This is a genomic window from Peribacillus simplex (assembly GCF_030123325.1).
Taxonomy (GTDB): Bacteria; Bacillota; Bacilli; order Bacillales; family DSM-1321; genus Peribacillus; species Peribacillus simplex_D.
Genome location: NZ_CP126106.1, coordinates 1,837,704 through 1,859,033, shown reverse-complemented (window position 1 = coordinate 1,859,033; position 21,330 = coordinate 1,837,704). Strand labels below are relative to the sequence as shown.

At 39.1% G+C, this 21,330-nt stretch carries 14 protein-coding genes and 4 pseudogenes; 6 read left to right on the top strand and 12 right to left on the bottom strand.

Annotation, left to right across the window (positions count from 1 at the left end; genetic code table 11):
- Positions 1-5 precede the first annotated feature (5 nt).
- Entirely contained in the window at positions 6-1,580 is a 1,575-nt protein-coding gene (locus tag QNH43_RS08970; RefSeq protein WP_283917531.1) for a spore germination protein, read from the bottom strand.
- On the opposite strand from QNH43_RS08970, the gene QNH43_RS08965 reads away from it, so the two are divergent.
- Positions 1,548-1,955 (top strand): tyrosine-type recombinase/integrase, encoded by a 408-nt coding sequence (locus QNH43_RS08965; protein ID WP_283917530.1) that lies wholly within the window; start codon positions 1,548-1,550, stop codon positions 1,953-1,955. The two genes, QNH43_RS08970 and QNH43_RS08965, sit on opposite strands and share 33 nt — an antisense overlap.
- Before the next feature lie 889 nt (positions 1,956-2,844).
- On the opposite strand, the gene QNH43_RS08960 is transcribed toward QNH43_RS08965, so the two are convergent.
- The 9 genes and pseudogenes from QNH43_RS08960 to QNH43_RS08920 form a co-directional block, all read right to left on the bottom strand.
- A complete protein-coding gene (locus QNH43_RS08960) occupies positions 2,845-4,536 on the bottom strand; it encodes an L-lactate permease (protein WP_283917529.1) in 1,692 nt (563 codons plus the stop codon).
- Between the two features lie 592 nt (positions 4,537-5,128).
- A pseudogene (locus QNH43_RS08955) lies at positions 5,129-5,400 on the bottom strand (IclR family transcriptional regulator C-terminal domain-containing protein).
- A gap of 118 nt (positions 5,401-5,518) precedes the next feature.
- Entirely contained in the window at positions 5,519-6,298 is a 780-nt protein-coding gene (locus QNH43_RS08950; RefSeq protein ID WP_283918321.1) for a fumarylacetoacetate hydrolase family protein, read from the bottom strand.
- Positions 6,299-6,313: 15 nt separating this feature from the next.
- Positions 6,314-7,415: pseudogene (locus QNH43_RS08945) on the bottom strand (NAD(P)-dependent malic enzyme); the annotation flags it as partial.
- Between the two features lie 235 nt (positions 7,416-7,650).
- Positions 7,651-9,831 (bottom strand): malate synthase G, encoded by a 2,181-nt coding sequence (locus tag QNH43_RS08940; RefSeq protein WP_283917528.1) that lies wholly within the window; start codon positions 9,829-9,831, stop codon positions 7,651-7,653.
- A gap of 287 nt (positions 9,832-10,118) precedes the next feature.
- Positions 10,119-11,585 (bottom strand): FAD-linked oxidase C-terminal domain-containing protein, encoded by a 1,467-nt coding sequence (locus QNH43_RS08935; RefSeq protein ID WP_283917527.1) that lies wholly within the window; start codon positions 11,583-11,585, stop codon positions 10,119-10,121.
- The gene (locus QNH43_RS08930) at positions 11,557-12,945 is read right to left on the bottom strand and encodes a (Fe-S)-binding protein (protein WP_283917526.1); all 1,389 of its coding nucleotides are present in this window, start codon (positions 12,943-12,945) and stop codon (positions 11,557-11,559) included. Before QNH43_RS08930 ends, QNH43_RS08935 begins: the two co-directional genes overlap by 29 nt.
- A gap of 2 nt (positions 12,946-12,947) precedes the next feature.
- Positions 12,948-14,276: an FAD-binding oxidoreductase gene (locus QNH43_RS08925; protein WP_283917525.1), complete on the bottom strand. Its 1,329-nt coding sequence runs from the start codon at positions 14,274-14,276 to the stop codon at positions 12,948-12,950.
- A 72-nt stretch (positions 14,277-14,348) separates the two neighbouring features.
- On the bottom strand, positions 14,349-15,035 hold the full coding sequence (locus tag QNH43_RS08920) for a FadR/GntR family transcriptional regulator (protein WP_283917524.1): 687 nt from the start codon (positions 15,033-15,035) through the stop codon (positions 14,349-14,351).
- A gap of 543 nt (positions 15,036-15,578) precedes the next feature.
- Here QNH43_RS08920 and QNH43_RS08915 point away from each other — a divergent pair.
- On the top strand, positions 15,579-16,034 hold the full coding sequence (locus QNH43_RS08915) for a YfmQ family protein (RefSeq protein WP_283917523.1): 456 nt from the start codon (positions 15,579-15,581) through the stop codon (positions 16,032-16,034).
- Between the two features lie 227 nt (positions 16,035-16,261).
- Here QNH43_RS08915 and QNH43_RS08910 read toward each other — a convergent pair whose 3' ends face one another.
- The gene (locus QNH43_RS08910) at positions 16,262-17,230 is read right to left on the bottom strand and encodes a hypothetical protein (RefSeq protein ID WP_283917522.1); all 969 of its coding nucleotides are present in this window, start codon (positions 17,228-17,230) and stop codon (positions 16,262-16,264) included.
- Between the two features lie 595 nt (positions 17,231-17,825).
- Between QNH43_RS08910 and QNH43_RS08905 the strand changes: the two genes are divergently transcribed.
- Positions 17,826-19,061 carry an IS110 family RNA-guided transposase gene (locus QNH43_RS08905; RefSeq protein WP_283917521.1) on the top strand — a complete coding sequence of 412 codons (1,236 nt, stop codon included), beginning with the start codon at positions 17,826-17,828 and terminating at the stop codon, positions 19,059-19,061.
- Between the two features lie 337 nt (positions 19,062-19,398).
- Positions 19,399-20,040 carry a GTP pyrophosphokinase gene (locus QNH43_RS08900; protein ID WP_283917520.1) on the top strand — a complete coding sequence of 214 codons (642 nt, stop codon included), beginning with the start codon at positions 19,399-19,401 and terminating at the stop codon, positions 20,038-20,040.
- A gap of 72 nt (positions 20,041-20,112) precedes the next feature.
- Here the strand turns inward: QNH43_RS08900 and QNH43_RS08895 are convergent.
- A pseudogene (locus QNH43_RS08895) lies at positions 20,113-20,243 on the bottom strand (recombinase family protein); the annotation flags it as partial.
- 215 nt (positions 20,244-20,458) lie between these two features.
- Here QNH43_RS08895 and QNH43_RS27750 point away from each other — a divergent pair.
- Together QNH43_RS27750 and QNH43_RS27745 are read left to right on the top strand one after the other, a co-directional pair.
- Positions 20,459-20,965, top strand: a pseudogene (locus tag QNH43_RS27750) (HYR domain-containing protein); the annotation flags it as partial.
- A gap of 184 nt (positions 20,966-21,149) precedes the next feature.
- On the top strand, positions 21,150-21,272 hold the full coding sequence (locus QNH43_RS27745) for an HYR domain-containing protein (protein ID WP_434060164.1): 123 nt from the start codon (positions 21,150-21,152) through the stop codon (positions 21,270-21,272).
- Positions 21,273-21,330 lie beyond the last annotated feature (58 nt).

Below are 21,330 nucleotides of genomic sequence, written 5' to 3'. Positions count from 1 at the left end.
TCACCTTATCTTTTAGGCTTTCCCTGACGATTGGATTGAATGGTCCTTACACTTTTTGGCCGTGTAATCATTTTCCATAAAGGAAAACGAATAAATGAGTCCTTCATATCAGCAAACCGGAAAGGAGCTAATGGGCTTGCATACGGAGTTCCCAGCGATTCAAGACTAATTAAATGGGCAATCAACGTCATGGCACCAATCATGATTCCGGTACTTCCAAACATGACTGCTAATAACATCATGGGGAATCGCAGCATTCGGATAGCTGTCCCCATGTCATAACTTGGAATGATAAATGAGCCGATTGCCGTTGCAGAAACGACAATCACCATAATATTGCTTACTATACCTGCCTGAACAGCTGCCTGTCCGATCACAATTCCTCCCACAATTCCAACCGTTTGGCCTATTGGAGCCGGAAGACGAACGCCTGCTTCTCTCATCATTTCAATGGTAACCTCCATCAGGAGTGCTTCTATGATTGGCGGAAAGGGCACAACCATCCGTGATTCGGCTATGGATAAAAAAAGCTTTAAAGGAATCACTTCGTAATTATAGGATATAATGGCTACATATGTTGCAGGTAGAAATAATGTGATCATAAAAGCGAAAAATCGCAGCAACCGTATCAATGATGCAGCTAACCAGCGTGTGCTGTAATCATCAACACTCTGAAGAAAAGACATTAATGTTACCGGAGCAATTAAAACAGATGGCGAACGATCGACGATAACGGCAAATCGACCTTGAAGGATTTGTGAAGCTACTGAGTCCGGCCTCTCGGTTAATAAAAACTGAGGAAACGGGGAATATGGGTTATCTTCAATGAGTTCAGATAGTTCACCAGTATTGATTACCACGTCCATTTGAATCTGTTTGATTCTGTCTTCAAGTTCCTGCAGTACTTCTTCACTAGCAACATCTCCCAAATAAACGATAAAGACCTTTGACTTTCCGCGAACACCGACTGTAAGTTCCTTTATGATCAATTCTCGGTTAGGAATATACCTTCGCAACATTGCTACATTCTGACTTCCGGTCTCTACAAATCCCTGGTGGGCACCTTTCAGTGATGTTTCTAACTTCGGATCTTCAATCGCTCTTTGAGGCCATCCTTTTGTATCCAAAAGAAACGCCTTAGTTTCCCCTTGGATGAATAAGGCGCTGTCACCTGCAAAAAGTGCATTTTCAACGGATTTCCATGAATGGACTTCTTCAACATCCCCTACAGTTGTAGGCAATCCCTTCTTTGGGTCGAAAGAGGATTGCATCACGGCACTTAGAACGTTATTGCTTATTGAATTTTTATCTGTTAAACCATCTACGTATACTAAAGCTGCCTTTGTTCCCTTTCCGCCGAATTCGAAGTGGCGAATCACCAAATCCGGAGCATGGTGAAACATCTGCTGAAGTACTTGTATATTCATCGATAAATCAGGATACAGCGGATAATGATCTATCGAACTAAGTTTTTCTGAACAAACATTTTGGTTTGTTTGCTGGTATTTTGAATAACGTTTCCTTTTAAATAAACCGGAGAAAAAAATATGAAACGCCCCCCTTTCTCTCAGATTTATCATTTCTCGCATAAGAAGAAATATACTCTATGCTGTAAAAAAATTAGACTAAGATGCTGCAGAAGGAGACGACCCGCTCTTTACGACCAATACCGCCGCGCCTACTCTCCCTCTTATTTGTCTCAATACATCACAAAAGCCATTAAAGAGAGTGGATTGCCTTTTTTGATGTTTCGTTCTTCTTCTATTGGTCCTCATATACTCAGGCATGCTTTTTCCATAATTTCTCACTTAAATGGAGTGGATGTCTATCAGATTATGAAGAGTCTGGGCCATGTGCAGCTATCCACTACAGAAATTTATTTGGAGAAGGTTTTTGAAAAAGTACGACATGCGATTCATTTGTGGAAATCAGATGTGTTTGGAGAGTATATATAATGGAAAAAAGTCGTCGGATTCAGAGAAGTTTTTGATGAATTTTGGACACCAATTAAGTGGCGTGCCCAAAAATGGTTTAATGATTTAAGATATGAAAAAAGGTGGAGATTTAATAAAGGATCTTCCATGCCTTGCAAGCTGACTTTCATCCTCCTATTTTTGCTTACTTTTCTTATTTGTTTTCAAGGAGGAAGATGCTAACTGATTGATATAGTAGACTTCTTCAGGATAAAAAAATCCTCTTTCATTTTCTAATTGAAAGAGGATTTTTTGTTAGGAAAAAGCAGAAACCTTTTTTCTGTATTGATTGGTTTTGAAGATTGCCAATCCCTTGAATTTCACATTCAATTGCTTTTCAAATTCAGCCCCTATAGGGCTTTCTGTCAAATTAGTCTTTATCCGTTTATACTACTATATTCTGAAATCTGTTATTTTTAATTACATAAAAACAACCTCCATTTTTTCCAAAGGTTGTTATGTTAAACTATTGACTAAAATGAAGTAAACCCCAAATGCAGGTATGTCTGATCCAATGTATCACACAGCATTAGTGATTTTGCATTATCAGGTTAAGTCGAAGCCCGATCGATTTTCTATCCATATTTGATGCTCTTCCCCATTGGCAGTTTATTCCACATAAAATCTTTGATGATTTCTTATCTGGTCGTTGCGCCAGCTAAGCCTTCATTATTCACGAAGAAAGGTATTTGTTCTAAACTGATCTACCTAACTATTATGACCGCTCAACTCAGAAGGCTATCTTTCATTTCCAATGAAAAAAACACCACCTTAAAGCCGTTTGACATACTTGCGACTTTTAAATGGTGTTTTTCTTATTTTTATCAACTCATATTGACTCTAAATAAAGATATTTGCTTTGCAATCTTACTTAAGGAATCATCCAGGATAACACCCCATTCTGTAAATATGTCATGATTCCAACAATAATCACCAGTATAATACTATGCTTTATAGTGAAGCGAAACAAATCAGATTCTTTCCCTGCTAGGCCTACTGCGGCGCAAGCTACTGCAATTGATTGAGGCGAAATCATCTTTCCGGTTACTCCGCCTGAAGAGTTCGCTGCCACTGCGAGCACTGGATCCATGCCTATTGAAGTAGCTGTAACTTTTTGCATGTTACCGAATAGTAAGTTGGCCGATGTATCAGAACCAGTAATGAACACTCCTAGCCAGCCTAGTATAGGAGAGAAGAAAGGGAATAAAAGTCCTGTTTTCGCCAATACCATACCCATAGATGTGCTCATTCCTGAAGAGTTTGTTACATATGCGTATCCTACAACAGAGGCTATTGTGATAATGGGAAATTTAAGTTCGTTTAGTGTTTCACCGAATGTAACTAACCAACCCTTCCAGGAAATTTTTACAATATATTTCGTAATGATTGCTGCAATCAGAACCGCTGTACCAGCAGCACCTAGCAATTCCAGCTTGTAAAAGGCAGGTATGGTTTCTCCCGCAGCGTTTATAATCTTATTATTTAATAAAGGAACGTTGGGTATAAACGATAATGCATGCCCTATAGAATTAATCGTTGATAAAACAACATTTGTTCCTTCATAGTGTCCTGTTAGTGCCTGCTTTATGGTTGGAATACCCCAAAGGGAGATTACTCCCGTTAAAACTAGGAATGGTGACCACGCTTTAAAAATTTGTCCGCCAGTATAAGTTGGCTTGTGGCTAGAAGGTTCATTTACAGCAAGTGTTGCAGCCATTTCTTGTTCGGCTGAAAAACGGAAGATGGTTTTCGGTTTCCAAAATTTCAGGAAAACTGCTAAAGCAAGTAATGAAACAAGAGCCGATAAAATATCCGGAAGTTCTGGTCCAAGGAAGTTAGAGCTTAAGAATTGTGTTACTGCAAAAGTAATACCAGTCACTAAAATTGCAGGCATGACTTCGAAGGCTTTTTTAAAGCCTGCCATAATCACGATTAAATAAAAAGGTATGACTACAGATAAAAACGGTAATTGGCGTCCAACCATTTTTGAAATCTCCATCGCGGAAATTCCGGTAGGTCCCTCAAGCGCGATAATTGGTGCTCCTATTGCCCCAAATGCAACCGGTGCTGTATTGGCAATTAAACACAAGCCAGCTGCATATAAAGGATTGAATCCAAGACCAACAAGAAGTGCAGCAGAAATGGCAACAGGTGCACCAAAACCAGCGGCTCCTTCAAGAAATGCCCCAAATGAGAACGCTACCAATAGTGCCTGAAGACGACGGTCTTCCGTAAGTGAAACAACTGAATTACGAATAATATCAAATTGTCCTGTTTTTACGGTTAATTTATAAAGGAAAACTGAACTGATAATGATCCAACCAATAGGCAAAACCCCGTATACCGCCCCGTGTGTAGCAGACATAATCGCCATTTGTGTTGGCATTCCAAATGCAATAACCGCCAATATCAAAGCAATTAATAGCGTCGTGAGCCCTGCCCGATACCCTTTCATTCTCTTCACTGCCAATGCCCAGAAGAAATAAAGTATTGGAATTACTGCCACGATAGCGGATAAAGCGAGGCTATCTCCTACCACTGTAAAGTTTTGTGTATATGTCATATTGTACCCTCCAATTTATAGTCCCTAAAAGTAACCGCTTACATATTTTTATTAAAATATGCTACCATTTCTTCTGCTATAATTTACAAGAAAGTGAAAAAAACTTGAATTCACTGAAAATATTCAAAATTTTCGTGTTGTAAAGTCCGGATGTTTGTGATTTTATCTTGGTTGTGTAATGATAAAATCATAAGAGTGCTTGTCCGGTAAAGGGGCTATAAATTACTTTAAACCCTTAGTTACTAAAGGACTATTGCGACTAAGGTGAGATATACAAAAAGAATTACGATAGAAATCTGCTGTCTTTTCTACATAATATTTCACTTAACACTTTCTATCGGCATGATAACATTCTATAAGATAATGCTTTGTATTAAGAAACAACGTTTCTATAAGTTTGCGATAAAACAATATTGTTATGTAACTATAAGTAATTGTTCTATAACAAACACTAATCCCATTTTATTATACAAATTATTGGTAAAATTTTAAAACCAATTTCAAAATTTGCCCGATTATTTTGAAAAAAAGATATATCGGGCAAATTTTCTTTGTAAAAAAATTCTAAAAAATATTGGAAAATAATTACACTTCAGAATCCAAGCCTTGTCGAAATTCTCTTTCCAATTTGAATCATTTGTAACTGTAGTAGATTGATTCGCTGTTCAGTCATACGCATTGTTGGATCAGATATGATGACAGCAGCAATGGCTTTCCCCGAATGATCGAAAATAGGAACGGGAATACAAGTAATTCGTATTCATTTTCTTCTAGATCCAATGCATAGCCTTTAATTCTAACCTGAATGAGTTCTTGAAGGAAATCATCTTTATTCGTAATCGTTTTGTCAGTATGCGTTGGCATTTCCTTTTGCTCAAGAATTTTAAGCACGACATTAGATGGAAATAAGCAAGTATTGCCTTGCTTCCGATCTCAAACCAATTGACTCCAGCAATTTGGAACTAAAAATTTTTAACCGTACCTAATACGCTCTTGCACCTTCTTTAGCCGCAACAAATGTATTTCGAAGATTTCCAATTTCCCTTATTTCACATTCTATAACATCGCCTGCGCCGACCAACTCTGCTCCAACAGGACTACCAGTTAAAATTACATCTCCCGGTTTAAGCGTCATAACTTTTGTCAGATAGGAAACCATTCTGCGAATTGGAATAATCATCAGTTCAGTTGCACTGTTTTGTTTTTCAACATCGTTCAGTTTTGCTTTGACCTTTACATTAAAAGGATTAAGTACAGTTTCAATAACAGGACCTAATGGAGTGAACGTGTCAAATGATTTACCAATTGTCCAGTGGCCATCCTGATGGAAAAACTGAGGTGCTGTTACGTCATTTCCAACTGTGTATCCAAAAACATAATCCAGTACTTCGGATTCAGGCACATTTTTTGCCTCTTTCCCAATGACAATCGCTAATTCGGATTCAAACTTTACTTCCTTAATACCCTCTGGAATGATAATTTCATCTTCAGGTCCAATCACTGATGATGTTGGCTTAAAGAAGAATACTGGAATTTCCGGGAGCTGTTCCGGAAGATCCTCCACATTTGAAACGAAGTTTGCACCGATTCCAATGATTTGATTTGGTTCTAAGGGTGCAATAGACTTAACTTCACCCTGAGAAAATGTTTGGCCTGTATACTCCCAAGCACCAAAAATATCGCCCTTAATTACTCTTATTATACCTTTTTCTTTAACACCTGTATGAATGGAAGAATTAGCTATAAACCTAGTAAACTTCATTGTTTTATTGCTCCTCTCAGACTTCTGTTTCGGTTTTTTTCTCGCAACACCAGACTGTATTGCCTCTGCTACAGCATTGGCGACAGATTCTACTACTCGGTTGTCGAAAGCATTTGGTATTACATAATCATGTGTCAGTTCTTGCGGCTGAATTAAGTTTGCAATTGCATAAACCGCTGCCACTATCATTTCTTCATTAATTTCAGAAGCGGACACCTGAAGTGCCCCTTTAAAAATTCCTGGAAACGCTAGTACATTATTTACTTGGTTAGGTAAATCTGAACGCCCTGTACAAAAACAGCTGCACCAGGTTTGCCATTGCAAAAATAATACTGTCTTTGTTCATAGACTGTACCATGGCAGTATTAACTGCATCAGCAGCTGACACGCCAAACAAAAACGTCAGTACCTTTTATAACATCCCCCAATGCACCGGCCAGCCTGTTTTTATTAGTGATTTGAGCTATTTCTTCCTTCATCGAATTCATTCCATTTTCGCGACCTTTATAAATCGCTCCATTTGTATCGCACAAAATGATATCCTGAACACCCATGTTGAGCAACAATTTTGCAATTGCGATTCCTGCAGCACCTGAACCATTTACAACCACCTTAATTTCTTCAATCCGTTTATTCACGACTTTTAATGCGTTAATTAACCCTGATGCTGTAACAATCGCAATTCCATGCTGATCATCGTGAAAAACAGGAATATTCATCTCCTTTTTCAGTCTTTCCTCAATGATGAAACAATTCGGAACTGAAATGTCTTCTAAATTTATTCCTCCAAAAGTAGGTTCCAAGGCTTTGATAATTGAAATAATTTCTTCTGCGTCGTTTGTATTTAGACAAATAGGAAATGCATCAATATCTGCAAATGTTTTAAATAATGCTGCCTTTCCTTCCATTACTGGCATCGATGCTGCTGCTCCGATATTGCCTAGCCCTAAAACAGCCGATCCATCTGAAACAACTCCTACAAGGTTCCCTTTAAGTGCGTAATTATAAATCTTTTCGGATTTTGGAAGATTTCTTTACAAGGCTCAGCTACTCCTGTTGAATACACTAAACTTAAATCATTTGCGTTTTCAACAGCTACTTTTACATTTACATTTATTTTCCCTTGATACCTCGTATGAAGGTCTAGTGCTTTTTCCCGAAGATCTTACATAGCTTCAACTCCCCAATCTGTTTTCACTATTTAATAATGAAAGTTAGTTGTTGAAACTGCAGTACTTTCAGGAATTCTGTAATCTCTCTATTTCAACAAAAAATAAGTTCAATTAAATTAGTAATATACTCTTTTCATTGTAAATCGTGACGTTGTAAAAATTAGAATGTCCCTAGTTTATTTATTGTTTTATAGCAAACTTTGCTTTTGCTTCAATGCGACGACGATGCAATATTGGCTCAGTGTAGCCACTTGGCTGATTATAACCTTCAAAAATCAGGTCACATGCAGCTTGAAATGCCACCGAATCGTCAAAATTCGCAGACATTGAGCGATATGCAGCGTCTCCAGCATTTTGTTCGTCTACTACTTTAGCCATACGCTGAAGCGTCTCTAGCACTTGTTCCTTTGTTATGATACCGTGGTGTAGCCAGTTCGCCATGTGTTGGCTGGATATACGTAAGGTTGCACGATCTTCCATTAGTCCCACGTCGTTGATATCAGGTACTTTCGAGCAACCAACTCCCTGGTCCACCCAGCGAACCACATAACCTAGCATAGTTTGAGCATTGTTATCAATCTCTTCCTGTATTTCCTCCGGGCTCCAATTAGAATGTTTCGCAACTGGGAATTGTAAAATGTCATCCCTCAAGTCTCTAGATTCACTGATCCTTTCATTTTGGACCTTCGTTACATCAACTTGATGGTAGTGCAGTGCATGCAATGTAGCTGCAGTAGGTGATGGAACCCACGCCGTAGTTGCACCTGTTTTTACATGAGCAATCTTTTGTTTTAACATTTCATCCATCAAGTCCGGCATAGCCCACATACCTTTTCCAATCTGGGCACGCCCCTGGAAGCCGCTTACAAGGCCTGCATTAACATTCGATTGTTCATAGGCATGCAACCAAGTCGATGATTTCATTTCACTCTTTCGAATCATTGCTCCTGCTTCCATAGAGGTATGGATTTCATCACCAGTGCGGTCTAAAAATCCGGTATTTATGAATACAACCCTTTCCTTAACTTCGCTTATGCAGGCTTTTAAGTTTAATGATGTGCGGCGCTCCTCATCCATAACACCAATTTTTAGAGTATTCCGTTTTAGACCGAGCAATTCCTCTACCTGATCAAATAGATGGTTGGCAAAAGCGACCTCTTCTGATCCATGCATTTTAGGTTTAACGATATAAATGGATTCTTCGGATGTGTTTGGGTAAGGGCCGTTTCCTAAAAGAGTATGTTTTCCAAGAAGACTAGTGACGATTGTATCTAAAATTCCCTCTTGGATTTCCTCTCCATTTTGATCCAAGATTGCATTATTCGTCATTAAATGCCCTACATTACGGACAAATAAAAGTGAACGACCTGACAAAGACAATTCTTCTCCCGTTGGGGACAAATAAATGCGATTAGGATTAAGAGTTCTTGTCGTTGGTTTATTGCCTTTTAGGAAGGTAGCAGATAAATCTCCTTTCATTAATCCTAACCAGTTACGGTAAACCAGAACTTTATCCTCGGCATCTACCGCAGTTACTGAATCTTCACAGTCCATAATCGTCGTTACTGCTGCTTCTAAAAGAACATCTTTAACACCAGCCTCGTCAGTTTTTCCGATTGGATGACTGAAATTGATTTGAATTTCAAAGTGAAGGCCATTATTTCTCAAAAGTACAGCTCCTGGATCTTGTGGTTGTCCTTGATAGCCAGTTAATTTCGATTCGTCCTCAAGTCCTGTCGTTTCTCCATTTCGGAGTGCAACATTCAGCTTTCCAGACTCAATTGTGTATTTCACAGCATCTTTATGAGAAGCTCCCCTTAATGGAGCTGCTTGGTCAAGAAACTCTCTTCCAAACTCAATAACCTTAGCACCACGAACTGGGTTGTAGCCACCTTCTCGATGTGCACCATCTTCTTCACTGATTGCATCTGTACCATAAAGTGCGTCATAAAGGCTTCCCCAGCGGGCGTTGGCGGCATTGATTGCATAACGAGCATTATTGACTGGAACAACCAGTTGCGGTCCAGCTTGGATAGCGACTTCGGCATCCACACCTTCAGTGGTGATCTTGAAGTCTTCAACCTCTGGTTCAAGATATCCAATTTCTTTTAAAAATGATTTATACTCATCAAAATCAAAATCATTTTTATTTTTTCGATACCAAGCATTTATTTGATTTTGAATCTCTTCACGATGTGCCAATAATTCCTTATTTTTAGGAGTTAAATCATTGATCAAATTTTCTAAACCAGACCAAAACTGATCACGATCCACTTCACTACCTGGTAGAGCTTCTGAATTTATAAATTCATATAATTCTGTTTCAACTTGAAGATTCCCTGATTTAATATATTTTGTCATTATGAGCTCCTCCGTGAAAATCAAAATTTTATTTTAATTAATTCTTCTCTGGAATAATTTTTCTCTCTAGGATGTAATTCTGTTAATTATTCTGTTTTGTTTGTTATTACGAAACATTGTTTCTTTATCTGTGTATAAAAAAGATAGCATGATACCTGATGTAGGCTCTGTTATTTTCATAATATTTTATAATTATTGTTTATCTCAAAACTTTAGCAAAAGGGCTACGCCACGAAATGAATTGGCTTCATCCGTTGTATAAACTGCGCCTTACCAGACAAACATATTTAAGATATAGCAGCCGCTTCTTTTTCTTTTAAATCTCTTTTTATCTCAACACAGCGTCCCGGCATTGGGAATAATTTCCCTGCATTTAAAAGGTTATGAGGATTGAATACTTCTCGAATATCTGTTTGTGCAATAATCTCTTCATCAGAAAAGACGAAACGCATTTCCTCTATTTTTTCAATTCCCACTCCGTGTTCACCTGTAATCGTCCCCCCAACATCAGCACATGCTTTTAGGCAGGCACTACCAGCTGCCAGGGCCTTTTCGCTTTCCCCAGGGATTCTGGCATCGAAAAGAACAAGTGGATGTAAATTCCCATCACCCGCATGGAAAATATTAGCGATTCGCAAACCATATTCTTCGCTGATTCGATTGATTTTGTTTAATACCTCGGGCAATTTGCTTCGTGGAATGACACCGTCCTGTACTAAATAGTCCGGTGAAATGGCTCCCATGGCACCAAATCCCGTTTTACGATTGGCCCACCATCTACCTCTTTCGAGTTCATCCTGTGCTACCTTCACTTCAAATACATTTCTGTACTTACACACTTCCAAAATTTGTTTGATTTGCTCTTCAATACCTGCTGAGATTCCATCCACTTCAATGAGTAGGACAGCCTCAATATCCCTTGGATGACCTACTGGAAAAGCAGCCGCCTCCACTCCCTCAATCGCTGTTTTATCCATCATTTCAAGGGCTGCCGGTACGATTCCTGCTGAAATAATATCAGACACGGCCTGACTTCCGTCCTCCACTTTATCAAAGTAAGCAAGAACAGTTTGTTTCGCTTCCGGATTTTTCAATATACGAACAGTGATTTTCGTTACAATGCCTAATGTTCCTTCAGAACCTATCAACAGGCCGAGCAAATCATATCCAGGAGAATCAGGAATTCCATTTTTGCCCATTTCTATAATCTCACCGTTAGGCAGTACTACTTCCAGCCCTAGGATGTGATTCGTGGTTACTCCATATTTAAGACAGTGAGCACCTCCAGCATTCTCTGCGACATTTCCGCCAATTGTACAACAATATTGGCTAGAAGGATCCGGAGCATAGTAATATCCTTTATCAGAGATAGAGTTCGTGAGTTTAAGGTTGATAAAACCAGGCTGTACAACAGCACGCCTATTTTCGAGATCAACGCTTAATAGCTTCTTCATCCTGACCAGACTGATAATGACTTCTTCATTTAAAGGTATAGCACCGCCGCTTAATCCGGTTCCAGCGCCGCGTGCTAGGAACGGCAGTTTATTTTCGGAACAGTATTTAACTAGTTTGGCTACTTCCTGAGTATCTTTTGGAAACACAACCGCTTTAGGTAAGTGTCTATGAAGCGTGAATCCATCGCTATCATAGGCAAGCAGATCCTCTTTGTGAAATAGAATTGAATTGGCGTCGCCAACAATAGCCTCTAAATTATTTATATGCCGATCATTCGATTTTATTTTTTTCGTTGCCATTTACTGTCCCCCCCTTTAGATCATCCTCTTTTTGATAAGCCCAATCCAGAAGCTGAATTGTATGGACGACTTTTTGATTTCTACCATACTTCTGTACCCCCATTGCCATCTGAAGCATACATCCTGGGTTACCCATTGAAATCATCTCAACATCGCCTGGCACATTCTGCATTTTGCTTTCTAGCACGGCACCGGCCATTTCTGGATTAGTGATGTTATATATACCTGCACTTCCACAGCAGCGATCAGCGTTTGGCATATGTACCATTTCAACTCCTGGAATACTAACAAGGAGGTCTCTCGGTTCCTGGCGAATTCCTTGACCATGTGCTAAATGGCATGCGTCATGATATGTGATACGAGTGTTCAATTCAGCTTTTGGTATTTCATAGCCTGTTTCATGAATATATTTAGAGATGTCCTCGACCTTCGCGGAAAATTCTTCAGCTTTATCATGCCATTCAGGCTCTTCACGAAACAATTCAGCATATTCCTGAAGCATACAGCCGCATCCTGCTGCGTTAACGATGACTTTATCAGCATCCTTAAACGCCTCGATATTCTGTTTCGCCAGCTTTCTTCCAGTTTCACGGTCACCGGCATGAACATGTAAGGCTCCACAGCAAGTTTGGTTTTGTGGAATTGTCACATCATTTCCGTTTCGTGTTAAAACATTAATCGTGGACTGATTAATATCACTGAACATAACGTCCATCACGCAACCTGTCATAAACGCCACTTCTGCTTTCGTTTCTCCTATTGCTTTGATCACTTTTTCATTTTTGTATTTTTTGCGTACAGGCTCTTTAATTTCAGGCATAATTGCTTCCATCTCAATTAAATGCTGTGGCATGATATTCATTAACCCTGTTTTGCGAACAACTTTCTGCAATCCGCTCTTTTGATAGAATTTTAATAAACTCCCCACTGTATTCATTCGGTTTTGATATGGGAACATTCCTTCAAGTACTATTCTACTTACTTTTCCTTTCACTCCTGTCAATGGAATCGCCTGTCGAATTTGTCCGCGAGCCTCTTCAATTAATCCTCCGACATCTACATTCGCTGGACAAGCAGTGGTACATGCACGACAGTCAAGACAAGCAAAAACAGGATCCATGAATTGCTCGTTCACTTCAAGCTTTCCTTCTGCTACCGATTTGATAAGATGAACACGCCCACGGGGAGAATGCTGTTCCTGGCCTGTTATCTCATATGTTGGGCAGGATTCCAAACACATACCACAATGTACGCAATCTGCCCATTTGTTTTCATCAGGCTTATCACTCCATAGATAGTTGCTTAAGCTATTAGATGTACATGATGGATCTTGCTTTATATCAACTTCTCTCAGACTCACTATTAAATCCCTCCCACGAATCTTTTATTATTAAGTACTCTATTCGGATCAATCTTTGTTTTAATTCCATCTAACAAGAAGAAATATGATGGTTTTTCACCCCATACATCAATTTGCTGACGGAGCGTTAAAGGCAGATGCTTCACAATCACATAACCACCCAATGCTTCAACGAATTTTCTGAGCTTTAATATTACCTGTGTTAGGTCTTCCTCGTCAGTTCCCTTTAGGTTAACCTGGCATATTCCATGACCTAGTCCTCCATGTGCTTCTACTGTAAGAGTACTAGAGTGATGTAAAATGTGGCATTCTTTAATGACCTTCAAAACATCTAGGTTAACAACGCCTATTTTCAATGCGGCTTCTATTTGTTTTCCACTAGCAAGTGTTGCCCCATTTGGAGAAATCGAATAAAATTTTTCCCAAAAAGCTTGTGCCTGATTTTGTGAAAGCACTGTCATTTTTGCGTTAGAAGGTTGGATGTTCTTTACAAAATCCTCCTGGTAATGAACAGAGCTCTCCACATCTTCAAATGAAATTGCTAATGTATAAACGTTTTGCCCCGTTAACCTTTCCGATAAAGCTGGATTTAGCAGTTCCAAAGCGATTGGTTCCATCACTGAATCCAACAGTTTAACTGCTAGTGACCGAACTTCTTCGAGATTTCCATCGGGAAACACTAACAGTCCAAGGCTTTCGTACTTTGGTATTGGTCTAAGCTTCAAAGTCACTTCAGATAAAATACCAAGTGTACCCATCGATCCTATAAAAAGTTTGTTCATATCGTACCCAGCAACATTCTTTACTACATTTCCCCCAGCTCTTATGATATTGCCATCCGGGTAAACCAAGCGAAGTCCTATTACCACATCTCTGGAAGAACCATAACCCAATCTTTTGGGGCCGCTTTCATTTGAAGCGATGATTCCGCCAATTGTGGCATCTTCAGGCCATACAGGGTCCAATGAAACCTTCTGATTATGTTGTGCCAAATATTCTTGCAATTCTTTAAATGAAGTACCTGCTTTAACCGTTAATGTCATATCTCCTACAGTATGTTTGACAATTCCTTTATATTTCGATAATGAGAGTAAGATATCAGCTGTTTCAATCAATCCTCCAAAACCTCTCTTGGTTCCGCCTCCTACCACCGTTATTTTTTTCCCTTTATCGTTTGCATACTTTAAAATACTTGCTATTTCTCCCTCTGTTTTCGGGTAAACCGATACCTGACCACCATTCCCAAGTGGATGTCTTTGATTTTTCCCATCAACTATTTGCACATCAGGTAAAAATGACTTTAAATCTGATAGAAGATCCGCTACGATCAAAACCCACGCCTCCTTTTTGTTTCGTAATAACCAACATCGTTTCTATATTGTTGCAAAAAAACATTTTAAACTTCATACCTTTTGTAAAATATTGTTTTGCAAAATTTCTTCAACATAATGTAAGTGGTTAATCATCGACTGATTAGCTTTTATAGGGTTCCCCATCTTTATTGATTCATAGATTTTATCATGTTGTTCATCCATCGTTTTTACGATGTTCTCATTCTCTTGAATATACCTGTGAAAATCAATCATTGCCTTCTTCATGGTGGTTGAAATGGTTTGCACTAATTGGATCAGGCTTTTGTTTCCTGTCGCATTAGCAATCGCCATATGAAAGTGGTAGTCCCCTTCCCAGCCATTGATACAGAGGTTTGAAAGGATTTCTTCCATACGTACCAAATCTTGTACCGACCGATTGGAAGCAGCCATTTCCGCAATACCTGTCTCCAATATTTTCCTGACTTGAAATAAGTCTTTTATGTCTTCACAGCTGGGGATTAACATATGGTTGGTAAACAATTTTGTGGAATCAAATTCGCAAATGTATGTACCTTCCCCTTGTTTCACGTAAACAGTACCTTTTCCTTTAAGTGTTGTGATTGCATCTCGGACAGCGGAACGTCCAACACCGAATAAATCACATAATTCCCTAACGGATGGAAGCTTTTCACCTGACTGAAATTTACCAGACTCTATCATCTTCTCTATTTCTTGTTCGACTGTTTCCGACACTTTCTTGATGAATATTTTCCCCACATTTACACACCCACCCTCTATCCTTTCAGACATCACATATCCGATAAGTTATATTCTTACATTTATTAAAACACTTTCCAATATATATTTCAATGAATAATTCAGAATTTAACAAATAATCAGAAAATATTTGTTGTAGAATATCGTACATATACCTTTTTTAAGTTTATTTCTAATTCTTCTTTTCATAGGTTTTCCTCTTAAATTAATTAATTTTTAACAATCATTAATGTAGCCTCTAGGGTGTTTACAGTTATTCAATAACCCTGCCCCTATAGTTTCCATAAAAAAAGGCTGCCTCTGCCCCCCCTTATTGCAGTAAAGCACCCGTTATGAATACACTACGTTTCTTAAACTAATCCACCCTTTTCAATATGAAAGGAGCTGCGGAGCACCTCATGTCCATTAGTTTATACTACACGCCCCAAAAGGAAAACGTTGCGAGAATGGACATATTTTCGAAGAAAAAATGTCCATTCTTTTGGTAATATAAAGGTAGCTGTTTATCATGAGGCATTTATAACATACGGAGATGATGAAAAAATGACAGGACCCGTTTTGATTTTGACCATTATTATGACGATATTTAAACTAGTTGTTACCTGCCTTCCAACCGATGTCGTCAATTGGCTTTTGAATAAATTTAAGATGCATCCAACACTTAGTGACGGGAATACCGTGATCACGATGGACGGAAAACGATTGGAAGGGGAAGCGAAGAAACAGGTGATTCAGGATGTTAACCACGCGATGGTTTTGAAGAAAAATCATATATTTCCTGGAAACGAATCCTTGTTTTTACAGCCAACGAGTGGTGTAGAGCCATTGGTCATCGATACGAAAAAAGACAAAAAGGATATTCGGTTACTGGTGTTCGTGTACGGCGACCATCTCGATGTCGTAAAACAGTACAAGAAGAAGCTAGTGGCATATAGCATGCGTTCCGAGAGCCTCCAAGACCGTTCGATGATGAAGGGAATGGATGTAAAAGAAGCATAAAAGGAAGAAAAGTGAAAAACCACACTATGATGTGTGGTTTTTTAATAGGGAGTTATTTATTTTCTGACACAACTTCTTCGTCTCTTATAAGGATGCCTTCAAGGGAATTCTTACTTGATTTGAATGTATGATAATTGTAAGAATCGCACATTATAAAGGCCCCCAAATTGGGGGCCTTTTCATTTAATTTATTTTCTTTTTATAAATATAATTCAATATTAGGAACATTAATTCCTTTTAGAACTGCGTATTGCTCTCCGGCGGTCGTGCAGTACCATCAGGATAATTATTCCCATCATCACTCCCAAGATGCTACTTAACTCGGTGGTTAGTACATATGCAAGTGGGTACTCTAGAGCAGGTTGTGCATCGGGGCGAGTGGCGGACAATCGGTTAAAAAGGTTATAAGAGAACAGCATTCCCGACGAGATCCATGCTGCTGCCATAGGAGGGAAGAACCTCTTCAACCCGCGGCGGGTGGTCAGTACCAACAAACCCCACGCCCCCGCGAAGGCCCATACACCGGTACTCAACGACAATAGGTGCCACCATAGATCGCGGTTATCCAACATAGATGGGTTGATGCCAATAGTTCCACCAACCGCCCAGAATAGCTTAATAAATCCAAGCAGGATACAGCCAGCTGCGACAAGCCTAGCCAAGGTGATATGCAATTTCTGGCTGTTGCCCGGGAGTAATTCAATGTCGATTGGATCAGCAAATGCCTCTGGCCAACGCGCTTTAGCGTATCCAGCTAAGGCGAAAGGCAGGCAGATGCCGACTCCAACCAGTGAGACCATTACGAAAATCTGCTCATATACCCAAACGTTGGCAGCTCCTGCCTGCTGATCGCGTATCATAGCAGCAGGACCAAGCACAGGTGCCAGCAACAGCATAGGAATTAGTAAACCAGTACCTACCCAGACGGGCAGGGCAACCAACCAGGCGGGCAGTCGCTCACCCCATGTCATGCTAAACGCCAATGCTAACAGGATACCAACTGCAGCTAGAACCATTGTTACTGCGTTTGCAGTGCGCCAACTTGGGCCGCCCATTTGTTCGGTCGGCATGAAGACACCGAACGTCCAGGCGATTTTGATTAACAGATAAGGCATTACCGCTATAGCTGCACCATAACCCCAAAATCTACGCTTCTTCATCAAATGTGAAATTGGCTGCTTTTTCATTCCTGTCATGAGGTCACCTCGGCCGCCAGACCAGTCAGTTCGTAAATCTCTACCTCTACAATGAACAGAGCGCTTCCAATTAAACTCTCATTTTTTTTTCTATTTATAACTATAAATAAACACCCCTTAAGAATTATAATTTAAACTGTTTTAGTTTTAATGAATCATAGGACTTTTCACGAAGATAATCATTTCCCCCAATACTCTCACCATCAATACCCTAAAAACTGCTCTGCTCGCTTTGGTTTTAACATAATATTCCAATTATTAATCACTTATTCTAAAAACTTGACACAAGAAGATCGCCTTCATTGACGACCTTCTTGTGTCAATTCTTCTTGAACTATCCTGCCCCGTTAGTATTATAAGGTCAGCCAGTTATTTCTGGTTGAACATTTTTTATATCGATATATGATAACGGTAGCCGGGGTAGAACGTACCTGCCCGTGGGGCTTAAGATCCCGTCAACTAAACAGTTCGCCCCCTACTTGCTTAAACATGATTTGGCTGGTTGGGACCAAGATCTCGTATAACAAGCGAAGCTATGATACTGCAAGAAGGATTAGGGGTTACCGGCAATATTATGTTTTTGGAGGAGATAAAAATGAATCCAGTAGTAGGTCTGGATGTAGCTAAAGGTGAAAGTCAGGTTCAAGCATTCTTGGATAAGAAGAAGCCTTATAAAAGAAGTTTTAAAGTAGCACATACCGTTGAAGGGCTAGAGAGCTTACACCGATATCTTAGAGAGATAGAAAACTTAACAGGAATTCGACCTCCGGTCGTTTTAGAGTCTACTGGGCATTATCATACTCCATTTGTTCAGTATTTCGAGGAAAGAGGTTATTTACTAATTATCATTAACCCACTTGTCTCCTATCGAGCAAAGAGCTCATCTCTACGAAAAGTAAAGACAGATGTGATTGATGCTTACCATCTCTGCGAGCTGTATTATAAAGAAGATCTGGAACCAAATAAAAAACGAGGAATTCAACTCTTAAACCTTCGTAACCTTACAAGACAACACGAAAATGTAACGGGTATATATGTACAAACGAAACTCCAATTTCAAGCAGTACTTGATCAGGTTTTCCCTGAGTATCATGGGGTTTTTGGGGATTTATATTCAGTTGTCTCTTTACTAACCTTATTAGAATATCCTACATCTGGAGATGTTTTGGTAGTCGATGAAGAAGCTTTAGGTAATAAAATCGATGAATTTTGTACAAGTCGTTCAAGAAAGTGGGCAAATACAAAGGCAAAGAAACTTATAGCTGCAGCAGCTAAAAATCCCTTTCAGACAACACTGTATCAAAGTCATATAATGAGCTTAGAAATGTATATCAAAATGCTTATAGAATACCAAAAGCACCTATCAAAGTTGGAAGAAGAGATAGGTGCTTTGGCTAAAGAAATTGAAGAATATAAGATAATCCAATCAATCCCTGGTATCGGTGAAAAAATCGCGGCAACGATTATTTCTGAAATTGGTGAGATTGATCGGTTTAATCACCCTAAAAAACTCGTAGCATTTGCAGGAATTGATCCTAGTATCTTTGAATCTGGTATATTCAAGGGATCCGTAAACAAAATAACCAAAAGAGGTTCGAGTAGATTACGGCATGCCTTATATATGGCTGTTCGATGTGCCATTCGTGATTGTCGCAAAAAGAAAACGACTGATGAAGTTATCCCTCGTAACAAGAGATTGCGTGAGTTCTATGATAAGAAACGGAAAGAAGGAAAGCCCTATAAAGTAGCTGTTATAGCATGTGCTAATAAGCTTCTACAATGGATATATGCACTATTACAAAACAACTCGACTTTCCAAGACCTGGCCTAGTTTAAAAGTATAACTAAATATCACAAAACTTTCCAAAGGCAGTTCGTTGAAAGGTAATTTGGCATGCATATTTTTAGTATAGCATGAAATATTTTTAGTTTTTATTGATAAATGTTGACAAACTATTAGCTGGTTTAGTTGCATAAAGAAAAAGCTGCCTTAAAGACAACTCCGTTCTTCAGCTAACGCACCCGATAGTTTAAGTACATTTATTCACAATCTTATTTCACTCTGTTGATAAATAATCAGTAAAAGCAACTTTCACAAAAATGGAAAGTTGCTTTTTTTTAGGGTATCTTGGTTATGATAACAGAATAATAACAGGAGGGCTGTGGACATGCTGAAAAAAAAGATGAAAATCGAGGTTATTCAAAAAGTATTAGACAATTGGAGGGGGTTCTTTTTACCTTACCAAATGGCATTGCATGAATTAGAAAGTGATTTCAAGGTTATTGATTTAGAATGGAAAACACAACATGGCTATTCTCCTATTGAACATATGAAAACACGTATGAAAAAATTAAGTTCTTTGGTGGAGAAAATACAAAGAAAAGAAATCCCTTTAACACAAGAAGCGGTGAGGAATGAAATAAGAGATATTTTGGGAGTAAGAATTGTCACAAGTTTTATTGATGACGTATATATGTTGAAGGAGCATATCGAGCAACGTGAAGACATTCGAATGATACACGTAAAGGATTATATTCAGGACCCGAAAATGAGCGGATATAAAAGTTTGCACCTGATTGTAGAAACCCAGGTCATCCTATCCAACGAAATAATATGGGTTCCTGCAGAAATACAAATTCGTACTTCCGCTATGGATTTTTGGGCATCCACCGAGCATAAACTAAACTATAAATATCAAGGCGAGACTATACCAGAGGATGCTCAAAAGCAGCTAATTGAGCTTGCCAAAGCTTCTTCCTTAATGGATAAAGAAATGTCAAGATTAAGAACAAAATTACTAGCCAATTAAGCAAACAATCGTGACACCTTTCTCATTTACACCCTAAGTCAATCTGACAAATAAAAACACTTAGTCTTAGAATCTAAGGGTTTCATCCTTGTTCCGTCCAAAACGATCCAGTGAATGAATGTAAAGAACATCCCCTTATGGATCATTCGTTTTAACAATTGATATTGTTCTCGTTCAAAATTTTTCCCACTTTGTTTATCCATACTTTAACGGATGTTAAAAGTAGGTGATTTTATAAAAAAATGCCCCGTTCGCAAAAATGTACTTTTACGAACGGGTGTAACAATGCTATACCGCCCATTTCGGAAATTTTTTAGCTTTAAACGGCGCTCAACCATTTTTGTGAAATACAACATTTTCTTTTTTTGGATATTATTAAAATAATAGATCTGCTTATTTTGTTAATTTTAGTCCCTTCATCCTATCAGCCTGGGATTTTTATCATACCAAGGGTCACATCTGTGGAGGAACTGCAAAATGCTCCTTTACGGTCACAGTAAACGATGTCGAACGGCCAACCATCATCTGTCCAGGTAACATCACTCAGGGTAATGACCCTGGTGTTTGTGGGGCGATAGTGAACTATCCACCGCCAACTGTAAATGATAACTGTCCTGGAGCAGCATCTGTTTGTTCCCCACCTTCTGGATCGTTCTTTCCTGTTGGAACAACTATGGTGACATGTAGAGCCACGGATACTGCGGGGAAAACAAGCGCTCCTTGTTCGTTTAGAGTAACAGTATTTGATGTCGAACGGCCAACCATCATCTGTTCAGGTAACATCACTCAGGATAATGACCCTGGTGTTTGTGGGGCGATAGTGAACTATCCACCGCCAACTGTAAATGATAACTGTCCTGGAGCAACATCTTTTTGTTTCCCACCTTCTGGATCGTTCTTTCCTGTTGGAACAACTATGGTGGCATGTAGAGCCGTGGATGCTGCTGGGAATATAAGCGCTCGTTGTTCGTTTGCAGTAACAGTAAAAGATACTGAACCGCCAGTGTTTAAAGGTCCTGCCGACTTCACGGTTTGTAGTGATCGATGTTCAAATGGGGCAATCGTTCACTTTGATCCTATAGTGAGCGATAACTGTCCTGGGGTTACGGTTGTGTGTACACCAGCTTCGGGGTTCTTTCTTTCCTCCTTGTACGACAAAGGTCATTTGTAAAGCTACCGATGCTTCTGGAAATACCAGCATTTGTTCGTTCGACGTGTCGGTAATTGTATAGATCCTTGCCGATTTTGTAGTAACAGATGCCGTTGCCGAAGATGATGATTAAAACATAT

Coding starts and splice junctions, on each gene's coding strand:
- QNH43_RS08965 (WP_283917530.1), top strand. CDS start 1,548: ATGAAACGCCCCCCTTTCTCTCAGATTTATCATTTCTCGCATAAGAAG.
- QNH43_RS08905 (WP_283917521.1), top strand. CDS start 17,826: ATGAATCCAGTAGTAGGTCTGGATGTAGCTAAAGGTGAAAGTCAGGTT.
- QNH43_RS08900 (WP_283917520.1), top strand. CDS start 19,399: ATGCTGAAAAAAAAGATGAAAATCGAGGTTATTCAAAAAGTATTAGAC.
- QNH43_RS08970 (WP_283917531.1), bottom strand. CDS start 1,580: ATGATAAATCTGAGAGAAAGGGGGGCGTTTCATATTTTTTTCTCCGGT.
- QNH43_RS08935 (WP_283917527.1), bottom strand. CDS start 11,585: ATGGCAACGAAAAAAATAAAATCGAATGATCGGCATATAAATAATTTA.
- QNH43_RS08915 (WP_283917523.1), top strand. CDS start 15,579: ATGACAGGACCCGTTTTGATTTTGACCATTATTATGACGATATTTAAA.
- QNH43_RS08910 (WP_283917522.1), bottom strand. CDS start 17,230: ATGACAGGAATGAAAAAGCAGCCAATTTCACATTTGATGAAGAAGCGT.
- QNH43_RS08960 (WP_283917529.1), bottom strand. CDS start 4,536: ATGACATATACACAAAACTTTACAGTGGTAGGAGATAGCCTCGCTTTA.
- QNH43_RS08950 (WP_283918321.1), bottom strand. CDS start 6,298: ATGAAGTTTACTAGGTTTATAGCTAATTCTTCCATTCATACAGGTGTT.
- QNH43_RS08940 (WP_283917528.1), bottom strand. CDS start 9,831: ATGACAAAATATATTAAATCAGGGAATCTTCAAGTTGAAACAGAATTA.